An 18,104-nucleotide genomic window follows, 5' to 3' on the forward strand; every position below is an offset into this window, starting at 1 on the left:
GCGGATGCCGCTGGCCCGTCGGCACCCGAGCACCGGTGTAGCAGTGGTTACGCGACACCTCCCGCCACACCGTCGTACGGTCCCGCCCGATCACCGCCGCGATCTGCGGAAACGACAACCCCTGCCCGAACAACACCTCAATCTGCGCCCGCTCCCCGGACGACAACCGTCTCCCCGACATGAACCCTCATCCTCACGAAGATCCACCCCGTTGCAACAACCCCTTGAACCCAAGGCGGTCGGAGACCCCAACATCGGCGACCTGGTGATGATCTCGGCCGACGATCGGCCGGATGGCGGTTGACGGTTGGCGATCGGCGGTCGGCGATCGGGCGGTCGCCCCGGCCTCCTGCGTCAACCGAGGCGTGGTCAGGTGTCCAGGACGGCGAAGGCGCGGACCGGGAAGGTGCCCATGCCCGCGACCAGCGGCGGCGCGGCGGTGAACCGGAAGCCGTCCGGGGGCAGAGCGCCCAGGCCGGTCAGGTGCTCCACGATCGGGATCCCGGCGGCCAGCAGAACGCTGTGCGCGGGACGCTCGCCAGCCGCCGCCGGGCTCATGTCGTCGATGTTGATCGAGTCGATGCCGACCAGTGCCGCGCCCGCGTCGGCCAGCGCCCGGGCCGCGTCCCCGGTCAGGTACGGCGCCTCCGGCGCGCCGTACCGGTCGGTGCCGAAGTGCGCGTCCCACCCGGTCTGCAGCAGCACCGCGCGACCGGCCACGTCGTACGGGGCGAGCATCAGACGGTCCACCGCCCGGGTGCCGGTTGGTACCCGGACCACGATGCCGGGCAGGTCGGCGAGCCGGTCCAGCGGCAGCCCGGACAGGTCTGCCCCGTCGGCCCAGCGGTGCGCCGGTGAGTCCAGGTAGGTGCCGGTATTGGCGATCATGTCGACCCGGGTCACCTGGAACTCGGTGCCCGGGGCGTAGTTCGCGCGGGACGCCTCGCGGCTCAGCCACTCGGTGATCCGCGGCCCCGGCCAGCCGGGAAGAGTGGTCATCCCGTCCCGGATCACGTGGCTCAACTCGACCAGCCGTCGACCGGCGTCACTGCCGGGCCGGCCGCCGGTGACGCCGCGCCCGCCCTTGTGCGGCTCCTGGATCAGCGTCTTGTTGCTGATCCGTACCTCGGCGACCATCAGCAGGCCGAGGTGCCGGACCAGCAGCCCGGCCAGGTCCTCGTCGCTGATCTCCTGGCCGGGTATGTCCAGTCGGAACCCCTCGGTCCGCAGCCCGCCACCGTTGGCGAAGCTGACCTCCGCATCGAACTGCGCCCGCCACTCCTCACTCATCCCCGAACCCGATCACGCCCGCCCCGAACGGTCAAGATCCACCCAGCCCAGCCCAGCCCAGCCCAGCCGAACCGGAATCCGGCCGGGTCAGGCCGGGCCGGGGTCAGGCCGGGCCAGGGCCGGGCCGGGTCAGGTCCGCGCCAAGATCCACACATTTTCCCGGAAACTGTGGTGTCGCGGCCGGTCGGAGGCCCCAACTTCACGGAAGTTGTGTGGATCTTGGGCGCGGGGCGCGGGGCGCGGGGCGCGGGGCGCGGGGCGCGGGGCGCGGGGCGCGGGGCGCGGGGCGCGGGGTCCGGAGGCGCGGGCCGGGGTCCGGAGGCGCGGGCGTGGCCTGGGCGGGAAGGGGGTGGGTGTCGGTCGGCGGAGATAGGCTGGCAGTCGTGCACCCCCCGTCCGGCCGGACGCGGGGGATCTGTCGTGTGCACCGACTCCCCTGGAAGTGATTCGCATGCTCACCGGACTCTTCTCCGCCGCGCTGGCCGATCCCGGGCTGGCCCGGGCGCGTGACCTGGCGCGCACCGGTGCCGCGCAGGTCGACGGGCTCGACATCACCGCCCCGCCGGCACTGCGCCCGTTCGCGGTCGCCGCCGTCGCCGCGGACGCCGCCGAGGCCGGCGGACCAGGCGGCGCCGGGCAACCAGGCAGCGCGGGACAGGGCGGCGCCGGGCAACCAGGCGGCGCGCGGCAGGGTGGCGCGGGACAGGGTGGCGCGGGGCGGTCGGTGCTCGCGGTCACCGCGACGACCCGGGAGGCCGACGACCTGGCCGCCGCGCTGGGCAGCCTGCTGCCGTCCGAGCAGGTGGCGGTCTACCCGTCCTGGGAGACGCTGCCGCACGAGCGGCTCTCGCCCCGCTCGGACACCGTCGGCCGGCGGCTCGCCGTGCTGCGCCGCCTGGCGCACCCGGAGTCGGTCGACGCGCACGGCCGTACCGGGCCGCTGCGGGTGGTCGTGGCCCCGGTGCGCTCGCTGCTGCAACCGCAGCTCAAGGGCCTCGGCGACCTGGAGCCGGTGCAGCTCGCGGCCGGTGAGGAGGCCGACCTGGAGGAGGTCGCCCGCCGGTTGACCGACATGGCGTACGCCCGGGTCGACCTGGTCACCAAGCGCGGCGAGTTCGCGGTGCGGGGCGGCATCCTCGACGTCTTCCCGCCGACCGACGAGCACCCGTCGCGGGTCGAGTTCTGGGGCGACGAGGTGGAGGAGATCCGCACCTTCGCCGTCGCCGACCAGCGGACCATCGAGCAGGTCGCCCAGCTCTGGGCGCCGCCCTGCCGCGAGCTGCTGCTCACCCCCGCGGTGCGCAAGCAGGCCGCGGCGCTGGCGGAGCAGCACCCGGAGCTGATCGAGATTCTGGACAAGCTCGCCGAGGGCATCCCGGTCGAGGGGATGGAGTCGCTGGCTCCGGCGCTGATCGGCGCCGACTCGATGGAGCTGCTGCTGGACGCGATGCCGGCCGGCACCCACGTACTCCTCTGCGACCCGGAGCGGATCCGCACCCGGGCCCACGACCTGGTCCGTACCTCGGAGGAGTTCCTCCAGGCCAGCTGGGCCGCGGCCGCGGTCGGCGGCCAGGCCCCGGTCGACCTGGGCGCTGCCGCCTTCCGCAGCCTCGCCGAGGTACGCGCGGCGGCCGGCAAGCTGGGCCAGCCGTGGTGGACGCTCTCCCCGTTCGGCCTGGCCGAGCCGGCGGCAGCCGAGGCGCGCCAGCCGTGGGAGGACGAGCCGGAGGCGGTCAGCGTCACCCCGGACGACGCGATCGCGGTCACGCTCGCCGCCCAGCCGGCGCCGCTCTATCACGGCGAGACGGCGCGGGTGGTCGACGACCTGAAGCGCTGGGCCGGCGAGGGTTGGTCGATCGCGCTGGTCTTCGAGGGGCACGGGCCGGCCCAACGGGCCGTCGAGGTGCTGCGCGACGCGGGGCTGGGCGCCCGGCTGACCGAGACCGTGCCGGTCGCGCCCGACGCGGGCGAGGTGCTGGTCACCTGCGGCTCGCTGGGCGCCGGCTTCGTCGACGAGTCGTCCCGGTTCGTGCTGCTCACCGGCAACGACATCACCGGCGGGCGGGGCACCTCGACCCGCGACATGCGCAAGATGCCGAGCCGGCGGCGCAACACCATCGACCCGCTGGAGCTGAAGGCCGGCGACCACGTGGTGCACGAGCAGCACGGCATCGGCCGGTACGTCGAGCTGGTGCAGCGCACGGTCAACGGCGCCTCCCGGGAGTACCTGGTCATCGAGTACGCCGCCAGCAAGCGCGGCCAGCCCGGCGACCGGCTCTTCGTCCCCACCGACCAGCTCGACCAGCTCAGCCGGTACGTCGGCGGCGAGCAGCCGACCCTGCACAAGATGGGCGGCTCGGACTGGCAGAAGTCGAAGGCCCGGGCCCGCAAGGCGGTCCGCGAGATCGCCGCCCAGCTGATCCAGCTCTACGCCGCCCGCAAGGCGTCCAAGGGGCACTCGTTCGGCCCGGACACCCCGTGGCAGCGTGAGCTGGAGGACGCGTTCCCCTGGCAGGAGACGCCCGACCAGCTCGCGGCCATCGAAGAGGTCAAGCGGGACATGGAGCAGACCGTCCCGATGGACCGGCTGATCTGCGGCGACGTCGGCTACGGCAAGACCGAGATCGCGGTGCGGGCGGCGTTCAAGGCCGTCCAGGACGGCAAGCAGGTGGCCGTGCTGGTGCCGACCACGCTGCTGGTGCAGCAGCACTACAACACGTTCGCCGAGCGGATGGGTCAGTTCCCGGTGACGATCCGGCAGCTGTCGCGGTTCCAGACGCCGAAGGAGGCCGAGCAGGCCCTGACGATGGCGGCCGAGGGCACCGCCGACATCGTCATCGGCACCCACCGGCTGCTCCAGGCCGCCACCCGGTTCAAGTCGCTCGGGCTGGTCATCGTCGACGAGGAGCAACGGTTCGGCGTCGAGCACAAGGAGCACCTGAAGTCCATGCGTGCCTCGGTCGACGTGCTGAGCATGTCGGCCACCCCGATCCCGCGGACGCTGGAGATGGCGATCACCGGCATCCGGGAGATGTCCACCATCGCCACCCCGCCTGAGGAGCGGCACCCGGTGCTCACCGCCGTCGGCGCGTACGACGACCGGCAGGTAGCGGCTGCCATCCACCGGGAGCTGCTCCGCGACGGGCAGGTCTTCTACCTGCACAACCGGGTGGAGTCGATCGACCGGGCGGCCCGGCGGATCCGCGAGCTGGTGCCCGAGGCACGGGTCGCGGTGGCGCACGGCCAGATGGGTGAGGAGGCGCTCGAGAAGGTCATGGTCGGCTTCTGGGAGAAGGAGTTCGACGTCCTGGTCTGCACCACGATCGTGGAGTCCGGCATCGACATCCCGAACGCCAACACGCTCATCGTGGAGCGCGCCGACCTGCTCGGCCTGTCCCAGCTGCACCAGATCCGCGGCCGGGTGGGCCGGGGCCGGGAGCGGGCGTACGCGTACTTCCTCTACCCGGCGGACAAGCCGCTCACCGAGAACGCGCACGAGCGGCTGGCCACCATCGCTCAGCACACCGAGCTGGGCGCGGGCATGTACGTGGCGATGAAGGACCTGGAGATCCGGGGCGCCGGCAACCTGCTCGGCGGCGAGCAGTCCGGGCACATCGAGGGCGTCGGCTTCGACCTCTACGTGCGGATGGTCGGCGAGGCGGTGCAGGCGTTCAAGGGTGAGCGTCCGGAGGAGGAGGTCGACGTCAAGATCGACCTGCCGGTCGACGCGCACCTGCCGCACGACTACGTCGCGGTGGAGCGGCTGCGGCTGGAGATGTACCGCAAGCTCGCCGAGGCGCGCGACGACGACCGGCTGCGCGAGGTCGTCGCCGAGATGACCGACCGGTACGGCGAGCCGCCGGCCCCGGTGCAGAACCTGGTCGCGGTGGCCCGGTTCCGGCTGCTCGCCCGCCGCTACGGCCTCACCGACGTCTCGATGCAGGGCAAGCACCTGCGCTTCGGTCCGCTGCCGCTGCCCGACTCGAAGCAGCTGCGGCTCAAGCGCTACCACCCGGATTCGGTCTACAAGCAGGCCACCGACCAGGTGAGCGTGCCGCGGCCGAGCACCCGGCGGATCGGCGGCGAGCCGCTGCGCGACCAGGCCCTGCTGGAGTGGTGCGCCCAGCTGCTCACCGACGTCCTGGGCGCGCCGGCCCCGGCCGTCCCGGCGGGGGCGAGCGCCTGAGCCGTCAGGCTCCTGTCGATTGAGGAAGGTGTCGGCGCCCCGGGTGGCGGCGGCACCTTCCTGGTCGTCGTGCCCCGGGGCCCTGGGGTGGGGCGGTGGGGGGCGTCACAGCGACGGGTGCTGGCGTGAGAGAGTGACCGTCATGCGTGCTCGCCGTCTTGTCGCCGTCGCCAGCGTGGCGGTCGGTCTCGTCGCCCTTGCCGGTTGCCGTACCGAACCGGGCGTCGCCGCCTATATCGGTGACCACCGGATCACCGAGGACCAGGTGACCTCGATCGTCGAGGAGTTGCGGGGCGAGGCCTCCGCGAGCCCGTCGGCGAACGAGGAGCAGACGGCGAATCCAGCGCAGGCCGCGGCGCCGGTGGTGAGCCGGGGCGACGTGGTGACCACCCTGGTGCTGCTGGACGTGTGCCGGCAGCTCTCCGCCGACAAGGGCTACGAGCCGCGCGGGCAGGTGAGCCCGGAGCAGGTGGCCCAGCAGATGGCGCTCCCGCCGGAGGCCACCTACGTGGAGCGCTTCGCCGAGTTGCACACCTGCATGTCCGGTGTGCCGGGGTCGCAGCCCGTCGCGCCCACCAAGGCGGAGCTGGACAAGGTCATCGAGATCGGGCGTGCCGCGGGGTCCATCCCCGCGGACGTCACCGACGAGCAGGCCGCCAGCCAGTTGGACGGCGACCAGCTGCGGGCGGCGCTGGCCAGCCGCAAGACCCTCGTCGACGCGGTCGACGGCTACGACGTCTCGGTCAACCCCCGCTACCGTCCGTTGGCCTACCCGCTGCTGAGCTTCGAGGCCGGGGTGCCCGCTGTCAGCGTGCCGCTGGGTGAGGAGGGTTCCGCGGTGACCGAGGTGTCCACCCCGGAGCCGGTTCCGTCGAGCGAGGCCCCGGAGGCCGAGGGCACGGAAAGCTGAGCATGTCGGCACGGATCGTCCTGCTGGTCACCTCGCCTCGGTTGCCGGCCGGGTTGCTGACGGCGGCGGCCTGGGACGTCGTACGGTCCGCGCCGGTGTTGACCGGCGCGGAGAGCGAGCTGACCGTCGCCGTGCGCGCGGCGGGCGCCGAGGTCACCGTGGTGGAGGGCCCGGCGACGCAGGCGCTGCTGGACGCGGTGGCGGCGCACGGTACCGCGGTGTGGCTGGCCGGGCCGGCCGGCGACGAGTCGCTCGCCCGGGAGTTGGGGCTGCGGTTGGCCCGGGAGCCGGGCCTGGCCGAGCTGGAGCTGATGTACGGCTCGTGGGATCCGCCCGGCGCCCGGCTGCTCGACGCGGTGGCGGTGCTCGACCGGCTGGCCTCGCCGGGCGGTGACCCGTGGAAGCGGGCGCAAACGCACCAGAGCCTCGCCGGCTTCCTGCTGGAGGAGTGCTACGAGGCGTACGACGCGATCAGCGCCGGGGACACCGACGCGCTGCGCGAGGAGTTGGGCGACGTGCTGCTCCAGGTGGTGCTGCACGCCCGGCTTGCCGAGGAGTTGCCCGAGGGCGAGCGGTGGAACGTCGACGACGTGGCCGGCGGGCTGGTCGACAAGATGATCCGCCGTAATCCGCACGTCTTCGCCGGGGCGGAGGTGGGCACGCTCGACGAGATCACCGCCAACTGGGAGCGGATCAAGCGGGCCGAGAAGGCGCGGGGTTCGGTGCTCGACGGCATCGCCTTGAGCCAGCCCGCGTTGGCCCTGGCCGCGAAGATCCTGGAGCGCGCCGGCCGGGTCGGCCTGGCCGTGCCACCACCGCTGGCGGAGTCCCAGGTGGACCCGGAGGCCCGGCTCGGCGCCGGTCTGCTGGCCACGGTCGCCGCCGCCCGCGCGGCCGATCTCGACCCCGAGGCGGCTCTCCGCCGCGCCGCCCTCGCCTACGCCGACGCCGTCCGCGCCGCCGAACCCCCGCCCCCCACCCCGTAACCCCAACGAGTAGATCGATCATGAACTTGTTGCCCGGACACGCCGGTGTTCCTGGCAACAACTTCATGATCAACGTGTGTCGGGCGAGCAGGTGGTGGGGCCGGTAGGGTCGGTGGGTGGAATCGTTCGTGCCGCTCGCTGAGCGGATCGTTGAGGCGCTGCTGGAGAGCCGGCCCGGGCTGGCCACGTCGGCCGGCGACCACCGCTACGACGACCGGCTGCCCGACTTCTCCCCGGACGGGCGCACCGCCGACCGAGCCATGCTCACCGACGCGGCCAACGCGCTCTCCGAGCTGGACCCGGAGGCATTGGAGGTCGAGGAGCAGGTCGACCACGCGCTGCTCAGCGCCCTGGTCGACCGGGAGCTGTTCGAGTTGACCGAGATCCGTGGCTACGAGTGGGATCCGCTGCGGCACAACCCCGGCCCCCTGTTGCACGCGCTGATCGCCCGCCCGTACGCCCCGGCCGAGGTGCGGCTGACCCAGCTGGCCGGGCGGCTCGCGGCCGTGCCGGACGCGCTGGCGATCGCCCGCGGGACGCTGCGCGACATGCCCCGGATCCACGCCGAGACGGCGGTCGGGCAGTTCACCGGCACCGCCGCGCTGATCCGCGACGAGGTGCCGGCGCTGCTCGCCCAGGTCCCCGCGCTGCACGGTCTGGTCGAGCCGGCCGCCACCGCCGCGATCGCCGCGCTGGAGGAGTTCGTCGCCTGGCTGCGGATCGGGCTGGCCGGCGACGCCGGGCCGGGTCGTGATCCGCGGCTGGGCCGGCGTCGTTGGGAGGCTCGGCTCTGGCACACCCTCGACACCGAGCTGGGCGCACCGGAGATTCGCCGGCGTGCCTGGGCCAACCTCGACCGGGTGACCGCGGAGATCCGGGAGGCGGCGGTCGAGCTGGTCGGCGGCCCGGCCGACGACGAGACGGTACGACGCGCGCTCAACCTGCTCGCCGCCGAGCACCCGGACGACCACACCATCGTCGACCTGGCCGGGGTGACCCTGGACGAGGCGACCGACTTCGTCCGCACCCACGACCTGGTGACCCTGCTCGACGACCCGTGCGTCATCCAGGAGATGCCCCAGTTCGCCCGGGGCGTCGCCGTCGCCTACTGCGACTCACCCGGCCCGCTGGAGACCGCGGACGTGCCGACCTTCTACTGCATCGCGCCCACCCCGGCCGAGTGGCCGGCGCACCGGGTCGAGTCGTTCTACCGCGAGTACAACGACCACATGATCCGCAACCTGACCGTGCACGAGGCGATGCCCGGGCACTTCCTCCAGCTCGCGCACGCCCGCCGCTACGCGGGCAGCACCCGGGTGCGGGCGCTGGCCGAGTCCGGCCCGTTCATCGAGGGTTGGGCGGTCTACGCCGAGGAGCTGATGGTCGGGCTCGGCTTCGGTGGCCTGCCCGTGCGGTTGCAGCAGCTCAAGATGCAGCTGCGGATGACCATCAACGCGCTGCTTGACCAGCTGGTGCACTGCGAGGAGCTGCCCGAGGCCGAGGCGATGGCGCTGATGACCGAGCGCGGGTTCCAGGAGGAGGGCGAGGCGGCGGGCAAGTGGCGCCGCGCGCTGCTCACCTCGACCCAGCTCTCCACGTACTTCGTCGGCTACAGCGAGGTCGCCGAGGTCGCCGCGGCCCGGCCGGACGGGGTGTCGGTGCGCGAGTGGCACGACGCGATGCTCGCGCACGACTGCCCGCCCCCGCGCCACCTGCGCACCCTGCTCGGTCTCTGACCGCCACCCGTCGGCCGGGTCGCCGGTCGGGCCGGCCGCGGAGCAGGGGGATCAGCGCCGCGCGCCCGTCGCGGTCGCGTCGATCAGCCAGCGGGAGATGGAGTACGCGGGCGGCAGCTCGGCCGGCAGCGCGTCCACCGGGAACCAGCGGGCCTGCACCAGCTCCCGCCCGTCCACGACCGGTTCGGCGGCCGGGTCGGCGGCGGTGGCGGTGAAGCCGGTGAGCAGCACCCCGGGGCCGGACATCGCCCACGGCTGACTGCCGTAGTAGGTCAGCCCGTCGACGGTCAGCCCGACCTCCTCGCCGACCTCCCGGTGCACGGCCGCCTCCAGCGTCTCGCCCGCCTCGACGAACCCGGCGACCAGCGCCCAGAGTTCCGTCGGCCCGTACGAGTGCCGGACCAGCAGCAGCTCGTCGGGGCGGCCGGCGGCTCCGGGTCGGGTGATCGCGACCAGCACCGCGGGGGAGAGCCGCATCGGCACGTAGAGGTCGCAGTCGGGACAGCGGCGGGCGGACTCCCCGGGCACGTCGGCCAGCTCGGCCCGGCAGGCCCCGCACCAGCGGTGGCTCTGCCGCCAGGTCACCACCTGCAACGCCCGCCCGGCCAACGCGGCCAGCGGCTCGGGCAGCTCGGCGGCGAGCCTCCGCCAGCTGACCCAGCGGCCGGCACCGGCCCTGCTCAGGCCGGCGGCCCAGACCGGCGCGTCGTCGAGGGTGCCGATCGGCACCCAGTCGTGATCGCCGGGCAGGTCGGCGATCCGGTTCAACCGCCCGTCCGGGCCGAGCAGCAGCTTGCGGCCGGCCACCAGCAGCGCGGGATCGTCCGGTCCGGGCGGCCCGGGATGTCCCGCGCCGGGCACGAAGCGGGGGCCGTCGGTCACGAGGTGGTCGTGCGCCGGTCGACCACGCCGGCCCCGGACGGCAGGTCGAAGGCAGCGCCGTCGACCGTGTCGGAGTAGCGGCTCAGCGTCAGCTCCATCGGCTTGCCGTCGACGTCGCCGGTGAAGCTGCCGAGCACGCCCTCGGTGGTCATGCAGGCGGAGAAGTTTCCGGCAGCCTGTTCGACATCCATGCAGGTGGCGTGGTGTCCGGCCAGGGTGGTGTCGCTCTGCTCGATGACCGCCTCCGGGTCGAGCGCGGCGGTGGTCAGCATCCCCACGACCACCGGTGGGGTGACCAGGCCACGCCGCTTGGCCTCGGCGAAGACCGTCACGGCGGGCTTGCTGCCGGGCGCCGGGGGCGGCACCAGCGTGCAGATGGTCCGGCCACCGGTCGCCTCGCACTGGGCGGTGGCGTCGGCGGTGACGGTGAGCCGGCCACCCGGGTAGCGGTAGGCGGAGCGGGCGGGGTCCTGCGCCTGCGCGATCGAGGCGGTCTGCCCGCCCGGGAGCTGGTAGTCGGCCGAGTAGGTCAGCTCCAGCGCCCGGTCCAGCCGGGCGGCGAAGTCGTTGACCAGATCGGCCCGCCCGATCGACCGTCCGGCGTCGTCGAGGGCCTGACAGCCGGTAACTGTGAGCGACGCGATGACCGACACGGCGAGCATGCGGAGGGTGGTCGAGGCGGCGGGCATGCCGCCCAGCCTGATAGATCGGGTCCGTGCTACGCAAACCCGTTGCCGGTTGGCGCCCGAGAATCCGGGAATGTCCGGGTAAGCCGCCGTCGAGGGCAGGTTTCGGGCCGGGCCGTGGCCGGTCGGACGGGCCCCGTGCGCGCCCGGACGGCCCGCGCCCGAGCGCCGCCCGATACGCTGCGTTCAACACCTGCCTCAGCCGCACCGTCGCGGCTCGCACCGGAAACACACATACGAGGAGCGACTCAGTGGCAACCATCGAGGGAATCGTCGCCCGGGAGATTCTCGACTCGCGGGGCAACCCCACCGTCGAGGTCGAGGTCGGCCTGGACGACGGCACGGTGGCCCGCGCCGCGGTGCCCTCCGGCGCCTCCACCGGCGCTTTCGAGGCGATCGAGCTGCGCGACGGTGACGCCGACCGCTACCAGGGCAAGGGCGTCGAGAAGGCGGTCTCGAACGTCGAGGACCGCATCGTCGACCAGATCATCGGCTACGAGGCCAGCGAGCAGCGCCTGATCGACCAGAAGATGCTCGACATCGACGGCACCGACACCAAGTCCGAGCTGGGCGCGAACGCCATCCTGGGGGTCTCCCTCGCGGTGGCGAAGGCGGCGGCCGGCAGCGCCGAGCTGAGCCTCTTCCGCTACCTGGGTGGCCCGAACGCGCACCTGCTGCCGGTGCCGATGATGAACATCCTCAACGGCGGCGCGCACGCGGACTCCAACGTCGACATCCAGGAGTTCATGATCGCGCCGATCGGCGCGCCCAGCTTCCGCGAGGCGCTCCGCTCCGGCGCCGAGGTCTACCACGCGCTGAAGTCGGTGCTGAAGAAGAAGGACCTCTCCACCGGCCTGGGTGACGAGGGCGGCTTCGCGCCCAACCTGCCCACCAACTCCGCGGCGCTGGACCTGATCGCCGAGGCGGTCGAGAAGGCCGGCTACCGGCTCGGCACCGACATCGTCTTCGCGCTGGACGTGGCGGCGACGGAGTTCTTCGACAACGGCACCTACACCTTCGAGGGCGCCGCGAAGTCCGCCGAGGAGATGAGCAACTACTACACCAAGCTGGCGGGTGACTACCCGATCGTGTCGATCGAGGACCCGCTGGCGGAGGACGACTGGACCGGCTGGCAGACGCTGACCGCGTCGATCGGTGACCGGGTCCAGATCGTCGGCGACGACCTCTTCGTCACCAACCCGCAGCGGATCGCCCGCGGCATCGCCGAGAAGGCCGCGAACGCGGTGCTGGTGAAGGTCAACCAGATCGGCTCGCTCACCGAGACCCTGGACGCGGTGGACCTGGCCCACCGGGCCGGCTTCAAGTGCATGATGAGCCACCGCTCGGGCGAGACCGAGGACACCACCATCGCCGACCTGGCGGTGGCCACCGGCTGCGGCCAGATCAAGACCGGTGCCCCGGCCCGTTCGGACCGGGTCGCGAAGTACAACCAGCTTCTGCGGATCGAGGAGGAGCTGGCCGACGCGGCGCGGTACGCCGGTGCGGGCGCCTTCCCGCGCTACCGTTCGGCCTGAGACGCGCGAAGCCTCGGGGGAGGGGTGTGACGATGCAGCAGCGCCGCACACCGGGTGGTCAGCGTCCCGCCCGCCGGCCCGGCCAGTCCGGCCGGCCGGGCGGGGCCCGCAGCGCCCGGGCGCCGCTCCGGGAGGCCGGCGTGCGCGCCGAGCCGCGTGGCGCGGCCGGTCGCGCGCCGAGCGCCGCGCGGGGCAGCGAGGGCGTACGCTCCGCGAGCCGGCCCGCGGCCGCCCGGCGTACGGCGGCCGGCGGCTCGGTCAAGCGGCTCTCCGCACCCCACCCCCGACGCTTCACCGGGCGGGCCACCGTGCTCTTCGCGGTGCTCATCGCGCTCGCCCTGGCGTACACCTTTCCGGTTCGGGTCTACCTGAACCAGCAGGCCGACATCGAGCGGATGGAGGCCGCCCAGGCGGCGCAGGAGAAGCTGATCGCCGACCTCTCGGCCGAGGCGGCGAAGTGGCAGGATCCGGCCTTCATCGAGACCAAGGCCCGGGAGCGGTTCTACATGGGCCGGCCGGGCGAGAAGCTGGTGATTCTGCTCAACGACCCGGAGGGCGCCGCCCGGGACGCGGGCCGGTCCGCCCCCGGCGCGCCGACCACGCCCGACCCCTGGTACGACACCCTGTGGTCGAGCGTCCGGGCCGCCAACGGCGAGCAGCCCGCCAGCTGAGCACCAGTCGAGCACCGAACGAGAGATGGGCACCGTGACTGTCGTACCACCGCAGGAGTCGGCGGCGGATTCCGTACCCCCGCCGAAGCGGGAGCCGGCCACCGAGGCCGACCTGGCCGCGGTGGCCGCGCAGCTCGGACGCCCGCCCCGCGGTACCCGGGCGGTGGCCCACCGCTGCCCGTGCGGCCTCCCCGACGTGGTCGAGACGACGCCTCGGCTCTCCGACGGCACCCCGTTTCCGACGCTCTACTACCTCACCTGCCCGCGGGCGACCGGGGCGTGCAGCCGGCTGGAGTCGGCCGGGCTGATGAAGGAGATGGCCGAGCGGCTGGCCGCCGATCCGGAGCTGGCCGCCCACTACCGTGCCGCGCACGAGGACTACCTGGCCCGGCGGGAGGCGATCGGCGAGGTGCCGGAGATCGCCGGTATCTCCGCCGGTGGCATGCCCGGCCGGGTGAAGTGCCTGCACGTCCACCTCGGGCACGCGCTCGGCGCCGGGCCCGGGGTCAACCCGTTCGGTGACGAGACGCTGGCGCTGATCGAGCCCTGGTGGACGGCGGGGGCCTGCGTGGACGTGCCGGCGACGGAATGAGCGCCCCCGTCGAACGGCCGGCGGGCCGGGCCGCCGAGGACGAGATCGTGGTCCGGCGGGCCCGCACCGGTGACGTGCGGGGAATCCGCCGGCTGGTGGACACCTACACCGACGACCGGCGGCTGCTCAGCAAGGCCACGGTCACCCTCTACGAGGATGTGCAGGAGTTCCGGGTCGCGGTACGCGCCGACGACGGCACGGTGGTGGGCTGCGGCGCGCTGCACGTGATGTGGGAGGACCTGGCCGAGATCCGCACGGTCGCGGTGGACCCGTCCTGCCGGGGCCGGAAGATCGGGCACCGGATCGTCGGCGAGCTGATCGACGCGGCGCGCGAGCTGGGGGTGGCCCGGATCTTCGTGCTCACCTTCGAGACGCGCTTCTTCGGCTCGTTCGGCTTCACCGAGATCGACGGCGCGCCGGTGCCGCAGCCGGTCTACGAGCAGCTGCTGCGCTCCTACGACGAGGGTGTCGCGGAGTTCCTCGACCTGGAGCGGGTCAAGCCGAACACCCTGGGCAATTCCCGGATGCTGCTGCGACTCTGAGCGACGATCGCTGTTGGCGCGCGGTGGTCGCGGCGAGTGACGTCGACCGGGGTGCCGGCGCGATCGCCGGTCGGCCGGGGCCGTCTGGAGCAGTGCGGCAGTCGGCCCGCCGACCTGTCGTAGGGTGGCGGACGTGACGACGCGCGTGGCCGCCATTGACTGCGGGACCAATTCGATCCGGCTGCTGGTGGCCGACCTGCCCGACCCGGATGCCGGGCCGGAGGCGCCACTCGCCGACGTGAGCCGCCGGATGGAGATCGTCCGGCTGGGCCAGGGGGTGGACCGGACCGGTCGACTCGCGCCGGAGGCGATCGAGCGCACCCGGGTCGCGCTGGCCAGCTACGCGGGCGAGATCGAGAAGCTCGGCGCCGAGCGGGTCCGGATGGTCGCCACCTCGGCGACCCGGGACGCCGCCAACGCCGAGGACTTCCGCACGATGGTGCGGCAGACCCTCGGGGTCGCCCCCGAGGTGGTCACCGGCGACGAGGAGGCGCGGCTCTCGTTCACCGGAGCGGTGCGCGGGCTGCCCACCGGCGCCGAGCCGCCGTACCTGGTGGTGGACATCGGGGGCGGCTCGACCGAGTTCGTGGTCGGCACCCGGGACGGCGGCGTGCAGGCGGCCATGTCGGTGGACATCGGCTGCGTCCGGATGACCGAGCGGCACCTGCACGGCGATCCGCCGGGGCTGGACGAGATCGCCGCCGCGCGGGCCGACATCACCGTCGCGGTCGACCGGGCGCTCGCCGTCGTGCCCGGGCGCGAGGCCGCCACCCTGGTCGGGCTCGCCGGGTCGGTCACCACCGTGGTCGCCATCGCCCAGGGACTGCGGGCGTACGAGCCGGCGCGGATCCACCACGCCCGGGTCTCCTACGAGGCGGTGGCCGAGGTGACCGCCGACCTGCTCGGCAAGACCCGCGAGCAGCGGCTGGCCATGCCGGTGATGCACCCGGGGCGGGCCGACGTGATCGGCGCGGGCGCCCTGGTGCTCCGGGTGATCATGGAGCGGGCCGGCATGCCCTCCGTGGTCGCCTCCGAGCACGACATCCTCGACGGCATCGCCTGGAGCCTCCAGTAGCCGACCGCGCCCGCCACGAGACGGCAAGTTGGTTCCGCTGAGACTCGCCGCTCGGTAGTCTTTCGTTGACGGTACTACGCATCGCACAGTAGTGTGCCTTGCGTGGACACCACCCAGCTGTTGAAGGGCGTGCTGGATCTCGCGGTGCTCGCCGTCCTCCGCGACGAGGACGGCTACGGCTACGACATCCTGCGTCGACTGCGCGAGGCCGGCCTGGAGGAGGTCGGCGACGCGTCCGTCTACGGCACCCTGCGCCGGCTCTTCGCCGCCGGCCTGCTCACCACCTACGTCGTGCCGAGCGAGTCCGGCCCGCACCGCAAGTACTACTCGCTGAACGCGGCCGGCCGGGATCAGTTGACCCGTTCCGGCAAGCTCTGGCGCTCGTTCGCCACCACCATGGACACACTGCTCGACGATCGGGGGATGGCGGCATGACCGTCACGGAGCAGGAGATCGCGGACTACGTCGGACGGGTCCGGGCAGCGCTGGCCGACCTGCCGCCGGCCGTCCGCGACGAGCTGACCGAGGACCTGCCGGAACACCTCGCCGAGGTGGCCGCCGAAGCCGACGGCTCGCTGGTTGACCGGCTCGGCCAGCCCGAGGCGTACGCCGTCGAGCTGCGGACCGCGGCCGGCGCGCAGAGCGTCGCCGGTCGCAACATGGAGCGACGGGTGGCCGCCGCCCTGCTCCGCGCCCGGGGCCGGCTGCACGCCGTGGACACGCGGCTCGGCCCGCCCTTCGGCTACCCGACCGCCAGCGAGTTCCTGCGGCTGCTCCGCCCGGCCTGGTGGGTGCTGCGCGGCTACCTCGCCGCGATGCTGGTCACCGTGGTGACCACGGGCGGCACCTTCGGTCTGCTGCCCCGCTTCGGCGGTGAGCTTCTCGCCGGCCTGGTGATGCTCGTCGGCCTCGTGCTCGGGTCGGTGTGGCTCGGCCGGCGCTCCGAGCGGTTGCGCGGCTGGCCGCGCTGGGCGCTGCACGCCAGCAGTCTGGTGCTCGCCGTCTTCGCGCTGTCCGCACTGGCCAATGCCGAAGATCGCGCCGGCTACTACCCCTACGACCAGATCGCCGTGAACAACCCGTACGACCGGGTGCGGGACGTGTTCGTCTACGACAGCGAGGGTCGGCTGGTGGAGAACGCCCGGCTCTTCGACCAGAACGGCGACCCGATCCGGCTCGGTTACCCGGACTGCGTCGACGAGCGGGACCCGAACGCCAAGAACCCGCTGCTGCGCCCCTACCCGTACTGCCCGGAGCAGGCGCCCTTCGCGCCGCGAGCCCCGGCCGGGCCAGCGCCCACACCGGTCCTGCCGCCGCTGGCCACTCCGGCGCCCACCGATACGCCCGAGCCGACCGGCAGCGCAGACCCGGCCTCGACCGCGACTCCGGGTGCCACGGCAAGTCCGGGGCCCACGGCCACTCCCACCGACACGCCGGAGCCCACCCCCACCGCCACCCGCTGACCTCTCACCGGCACTCCCGGTCACCGCTCGCTGGTGACCGGGAGTGCCTGCTAACACCCGAAGCTGGGAAATGGCTGAACGGATGAGGCCAGCGGGGCGGCGGGCGCGGTTGATCATCGTTACGGTGTCGTCTGCTCCTCAACCCCTCGGAAGGAACCCTCGTGTCAGAGCAGGTCGCACCGCCCCCCTCGGCTGATGCCGAGCAGCCCCAGCCAGCCGTGCAGGCGCCGCCGCCGGCCGAGCCGGAGGCGAAGAAGTCCGGTGCCAAGAAGGCGCTCGGCATCGTCGGCGCGATCGTCGTCTTCCTGGTCATCGCCGGTCTCAAGTTCGGCCTGGCCAGCGCCATCGGCAACTTCTTCGACAAGGACGCCACCGCCGAGGCGAAGGCCGGCGACTGCATCGCCGAGCTGCCCGAGGTCACCGGCGCCGAAGAGGAAGAGGTCGACAACGCCAAGGTCGTCGACTGCACCTCGACCGAGGCCGCGTACAACGTGGTCGGCCGGGTCGACGGGCAGACCGAGGCGCAGGCGAAGGCCGGCACGGCTTGCGAGCAGTACATCAAGGAGAACGAGGACGGCTACCTCTTCTACAGCATCGAGCCGGGCAAGACCGGGTACCTGCTCTGCCTGACCAAGAAGGCCTGAGCCGGCACACCCACCGGCCGGGCCGGAGCCCGGCCACAGCCACCGCCGACGGCGGCGCGGAGATCCTCCGCGCCGCCGTCGGCGTACCCAGCGTCACCCGTGGGCGAACGGGAGGTGAATGCCACTGTTCCGGCATCTTCCCGGCGCGGGCGCGGCGTGGCAGGCTACCGGCACTGGGCGACCAGCCAACGATGACTGACCGCTAGGAGGACGGCCAATGGGCGAAATGGTGAGCTACCGCAGCAACGGCGGTACGAGCGAGGGTTATCTCGCGATACCCTCCGGCGGTGCGGCCAGCCCTGCGGTCATCGTCATCCAGGACTGGTGGGGCCTGGTGCCGCACGTACGCTCGGTCGTCGACCGGTTCGCCGAGGCGGGTTTCGTCGCGCTCGCCCCGGACTTCCGGCACGGCGAGCCGGCCAGCAAGCCGACCGAGCCCCGGCAGATGCTGAACAGCCCGCAGATGGACGAGGCGGCGACGGAGATCGCCGCTGCCGCCGACTACCTGGCCGGCCGCAGCGAGGTCACCGGCAAGGCCGGGTGCGCCGGCTTCTGCGCCGGGGCGAGCCTGGCCCTCTGGGCGGCGACCCGGTCCGAGCGGATCGTCGCGACCGCGGCCTTCTACCCCCGGCTGCCGTGGGACGGGATGCGTCCCGAGTGGGCCGACTACGCGGGCAAGGCCGCCATCATCCACTGCTCCGAAGCGGACGGCACCTCGGCCGACGAGGGCGTGCAGACCGTACGCCGGGCCATCGAGACCGCCGGCGGCAACTGCCAGACCTACGACTACCCGGGCACCGCGCACGCCTTCTTCAACGAGGACCGGCCGGAGAACTACGACCAGCGTGCCGCCGCCACCGCGTGGGCGCGGACCCTGGAACTGTTCCGGGCGAAGCTTGGCTGAGC

The 18,104-nt window shown here is 73.2% G+C and carries 17 protein-coding genes; 13 read left to right on the top strand and 4 right to left on the bottom strand.

Annotated elements, in window-relative coordinates:
* Together ACIBBA_RS06330 and ACIBBA_RS06335 are read right to left on the bottom strand one after the other, a co-directional pair.
* A partial coding sequence (locus ACIBBA_RS06330; RefSeq protein WP_396694344.1) for a helix-turn-helix domain-containing protein occupies positions 1–181 on the bottom strand: 181 nt, incomplete at its 3' end.
* Between the two features lie 188 nt (positions 182–369).
* The gene (locus tag ACIBBA_RS06335) at positions 370–1,290 is read right to left on the bottom strand and encodes a cyclase family protein (protein WP_396694346.1); all 921 of its coding nucleotides are present in this window, start codon (positions 1,288–1,290) and stop codon (positions 370–372) included.
* 451 nt (positions 1,291–1,741) lie between these two features.
* Between ACIBBA_RS06335 and mfd the strand changes: the two genes are divergently transcribed.
* The 4 genes from mfd (at position 1,742) to ACIBBA_RS06355 (ending at position 9,108) form a co-directional block, all read left to right on the top strand.
* On the top strand, positions 1,742–5,476 hold the full coding sequence (gene mfd / locus ACIBBA_RS06340; protein WP_396694350.1) for a transcription-repair coupling factor: 3,735 nt from the start codon (positions 1,742–1,744) through the stop codon (positions 5,474–5,476).
* 142 nt (positions 5,477–5,618) lie between these two features.
* Positions 5,619–6,386: a hypothetical protein gene (locus tag ACIBBA_RS06345; protein ID WP_396694352.1), complete on the top strand. Its 768-nt coding sequence runs from the start codon at positions 5,619–5,621 to the stop codon at positions 6,384–6,386.
* Between the two features lie 2 nt (positions 6,387–6,388).
* Positions 6,389–7,372 (top strand): nucleoside triphosphate pyrophosphohydrolase, encoded by a 984-nt coding sequence (locus tag ACIBBA_RS06350; protein ID WP_396694354.1) that lies wholly within the window; start codon positions 6,389–6,391, stop codon positions 7,370–7,372.
* A gap of 116 nt (positions 7,373–7,488) precedes the next feature.
* Positions 7,489–9,108 (top strand): DUF885 domain-containing protein, encoded by a 1,620-nt coding sequence (locus ACIBBA_RS06355; protein WP_396694356.1) that lies wholly within the window; start codon positions 7,489–7,491, stop codon positions 9,106–9,108.
* Positions 9,109–9,159: 51 nt separating this feature from the next.
* Here the strand turns inward: ACIBBA_RS06355 and nudC are convergent, their stop codons facing one another.
* Together nudC and ACIBBA_RS06365 are read right to left on the bottom strand one after the other, a co-directional pair.
* Positions 9,160–9,990, bottom strand: a complete 831-nt coding sequence (nudC, locus tag ACIBBA_RS06360) for an NAD(+) diphosphatase (RefSeq protein WP_396694358.1) — start codon at positions 9,988–9,990, stop codon at positions 9,160–9,162.
* The gene (locus ACIBBA_RS06365; RefSeq protein WP_396694360.1) at positions 9,987–10,679 is read right to left on the bottom strand and encodes a hypothetical protein; all 693 of its coding nucleotides are present in this window, start codon (positions 10,677–10,679) and stop codon (positions 9,987–9,989) included. Before ACIBBA_RS06365 ends, nudC begins: the two co-directional genes overlap by 4 nt.
* Before the next feature lie 248 nt (positions 10,680–10,927).
* On the opposite strand from ACIBBA_RS06365, the gene eno reads away from it, so the two are divergent.
* The 9 genes from eno (at position 10,928) to ACIBBA_RS06410 (ending at position 18,102) form a co-directional block, all read left to right on the top strand.
* Positions 10,928–12,211: a phosphopyruvate hydratase gene (gene eno / locus ACIBBA_RS06370; protein ID WP_357048622.1), complete on the top strand. Its 1,284-nt coding sequence runs from the start codon at positions 10,928–10,930 to the stop codon at positions 12,209–12,211.
* A 32-nt stretch (positions 12,212–12,243) separates the two neighbouring features.
* A complete protein-coding gene (locus tag ACIBBA_RS06375) occupies positions 12,244–12,882 on the top strand; it encodes a septum formation initiator family protein (RefSeq protein ID WP_396695166.1) in 639 nt (212 codons plus the stop codon).
* Positions 12,883–12,916: 34 nt separating this feature from the next.
* Positions 12,917–13,474, top strand: a complete 558-nt coding sequence (locus tag ACIBBA_RS06380; RefSeq protein WP_396694363.1) for a DUF501 domain-containing protein — start codon at positions 12,917–12,919, stop codon at positions 13,472–13,474.
* Positions 13,471–14,016 carry an amino-acid N-acetyltransferase gene (locus ACIBBA_RS06385; RefSeq protein ID WP_357048630.1) on the top strand — a complete coding sequence of 182 codons (546 nt, stop codon included), beginning with the start codon at positions 13,471–13,473 and terminating at the stop codon, positions 14,014–14,016. The genes ACIBBA_RS06380 and ACIBBA_RS06385 overlap by 4 nt, the downstream gene beginning before the upstream one ends.
* A gap of 145 nt (positions 14,017–14,161) precedes the next feature.
* Positions 14,162–15,091: an exopolyphosphatase gene (locus tag ACIBBA_RS06390; RefSeq protein ID WP_396695168.1), complete on the top strand. Its 930-nt coding sequence runs from the start codon at positions 14,162–14,164 to the stop codon at positions 15,089–15,091.
* A gap of 102 nt (positions 15,092–15,193) precedes the next feature.
* Positions 15,194–15,526 carry a PadR family transcriptional regulator gene (locus ACIBBA_RS06395; RefSeq protein WP_350867264.1) on the top strand — a complete coding sequence of 111 codons (333 nt, stop codon included), beginning with the start codon at positions 15,194–15,196 and terminating at the stop codon, positions 15,524–15,526.
* Positions 15,523–16,554: an HAAS signaling domain-containing protein gene (locus ACIBBA_RS06400; protein WP_396694365.1), complete on the top strand. Its 1,032-nt coding sequence runs from the start codon at positions 15,523–15,525 to the stop codon at positions 16,552–16,554. The genes ACIBBA_RS06395 and ACIBBA_RS06400 overlap by 4 nt, the downstream gene beginning before the upstream one ends.
* Positions 16,555–16,715: 161 nt before the next feature.
* Complete coding sequence (locus tag ACIBBA_RS06405; protein WP_396694367.1) at positions 16,716–17,198, top strand: hypothetical protein; 483 nt, start codon at positions 16,716–16,718, stop codon at positions 17,196–17,198.
* A 217-nt stretch (positions 17,199–17,415) separates the two neighbouring features.
* Positions 17,416–18,102 carry a dienelactone hydrolase family protein gene (locus ACIBBA_RS06410; protein WP_396694369.1) on the top strand — a complete coding sequence of 229 codons (687 nt, stop codon included), beginning with the start codon at positions 17,416–17,418 and terminating at the stop codon, positions 18,100–18,102.
* The last annotated feature ends 2 nt before the right edge of the window (positions 18,103–18,104 follow it).

Origin of the sequence: Micromonospora sp. NPDC051006, assembly GCF_044456245.1 — a bacterium.
In the GTDB taxonomy this organism is placed as follows: Bacteria; Actinomycetota; Actinomycetes; order Mycobacteriales; family Micromonosporaceae; genus Micromonospora.

Excerpts from the sequence above, each read along its gene's own strand:
- ACIBBA_RS06385 (WP_357048630.1), top strand. The coding sequence starts at position 13,471 with ATGAGCGCCCCCGTCGAACGGCCGGCGGGCCGGGCCGCCGAGGACGAG.
- ACIBBA_RS06345 (WP_396694352.1), top strand. The coding sequence starts at position 5,619 with ATGCGTGCTCGCCGTCTTGTCGCCGTCGCCAGCGTGGCGGTCGGTCTC.
- ACIBBA_RS06350 (WP_396694354.1), top strand. The coding sequence starts at position 6,389 with ATGTCGGCACGGATCGTCCTGCTGGTCACCTCGCCTCGGTTGCCGGCC.
- mfd (WP_396694350.1), top strand. The coding sequence starts at position 1,742 with ATGCTCACCGGACTCTTCTCCGCCGCGCTGGCCGATCCCGGGCTGGCC.
- ACIBBA_RS06410 (WP_396694369.1), top strand. The coding sequence starts at position 17,416 with ATGGGCGAAATGGTGAGCTACCGCAGCAACGGCGGTACGAGCGAGGGT.
- ACIBBA_RS06335 (WP_396694346.1), bottom strand. The coding sequence starts at position 1,290 with ATGAGTGAGGAGTGGCGGGCGCAGTTCGATGCGGAGGTCAGCTTCGCC.
- ACIBBA_RS06365 (WP_396694360.1), bottom strand. The coding sequence starts at position 10,679 with ATGCCCGCCGCCTCGACCACCCTCCGCATGCTCGCCGTGTCGGTCATC.
- ACIBBA_RS06375 (WP_396695166.1), top strand. The coding sequence starts at position 12,244 with ATGCAGCAGCGCCGCACACCGGGTGGTCAGCGTCCCGCCCGCCGGCCC.
- ACIBBA_RS06400 (WP_396694365.1), top strand. The coding sequence starts at position 15,523 with ATGACCGTCACGGAGCAGGAGATCGCGGACTACGTCGGACGGGTCCGG.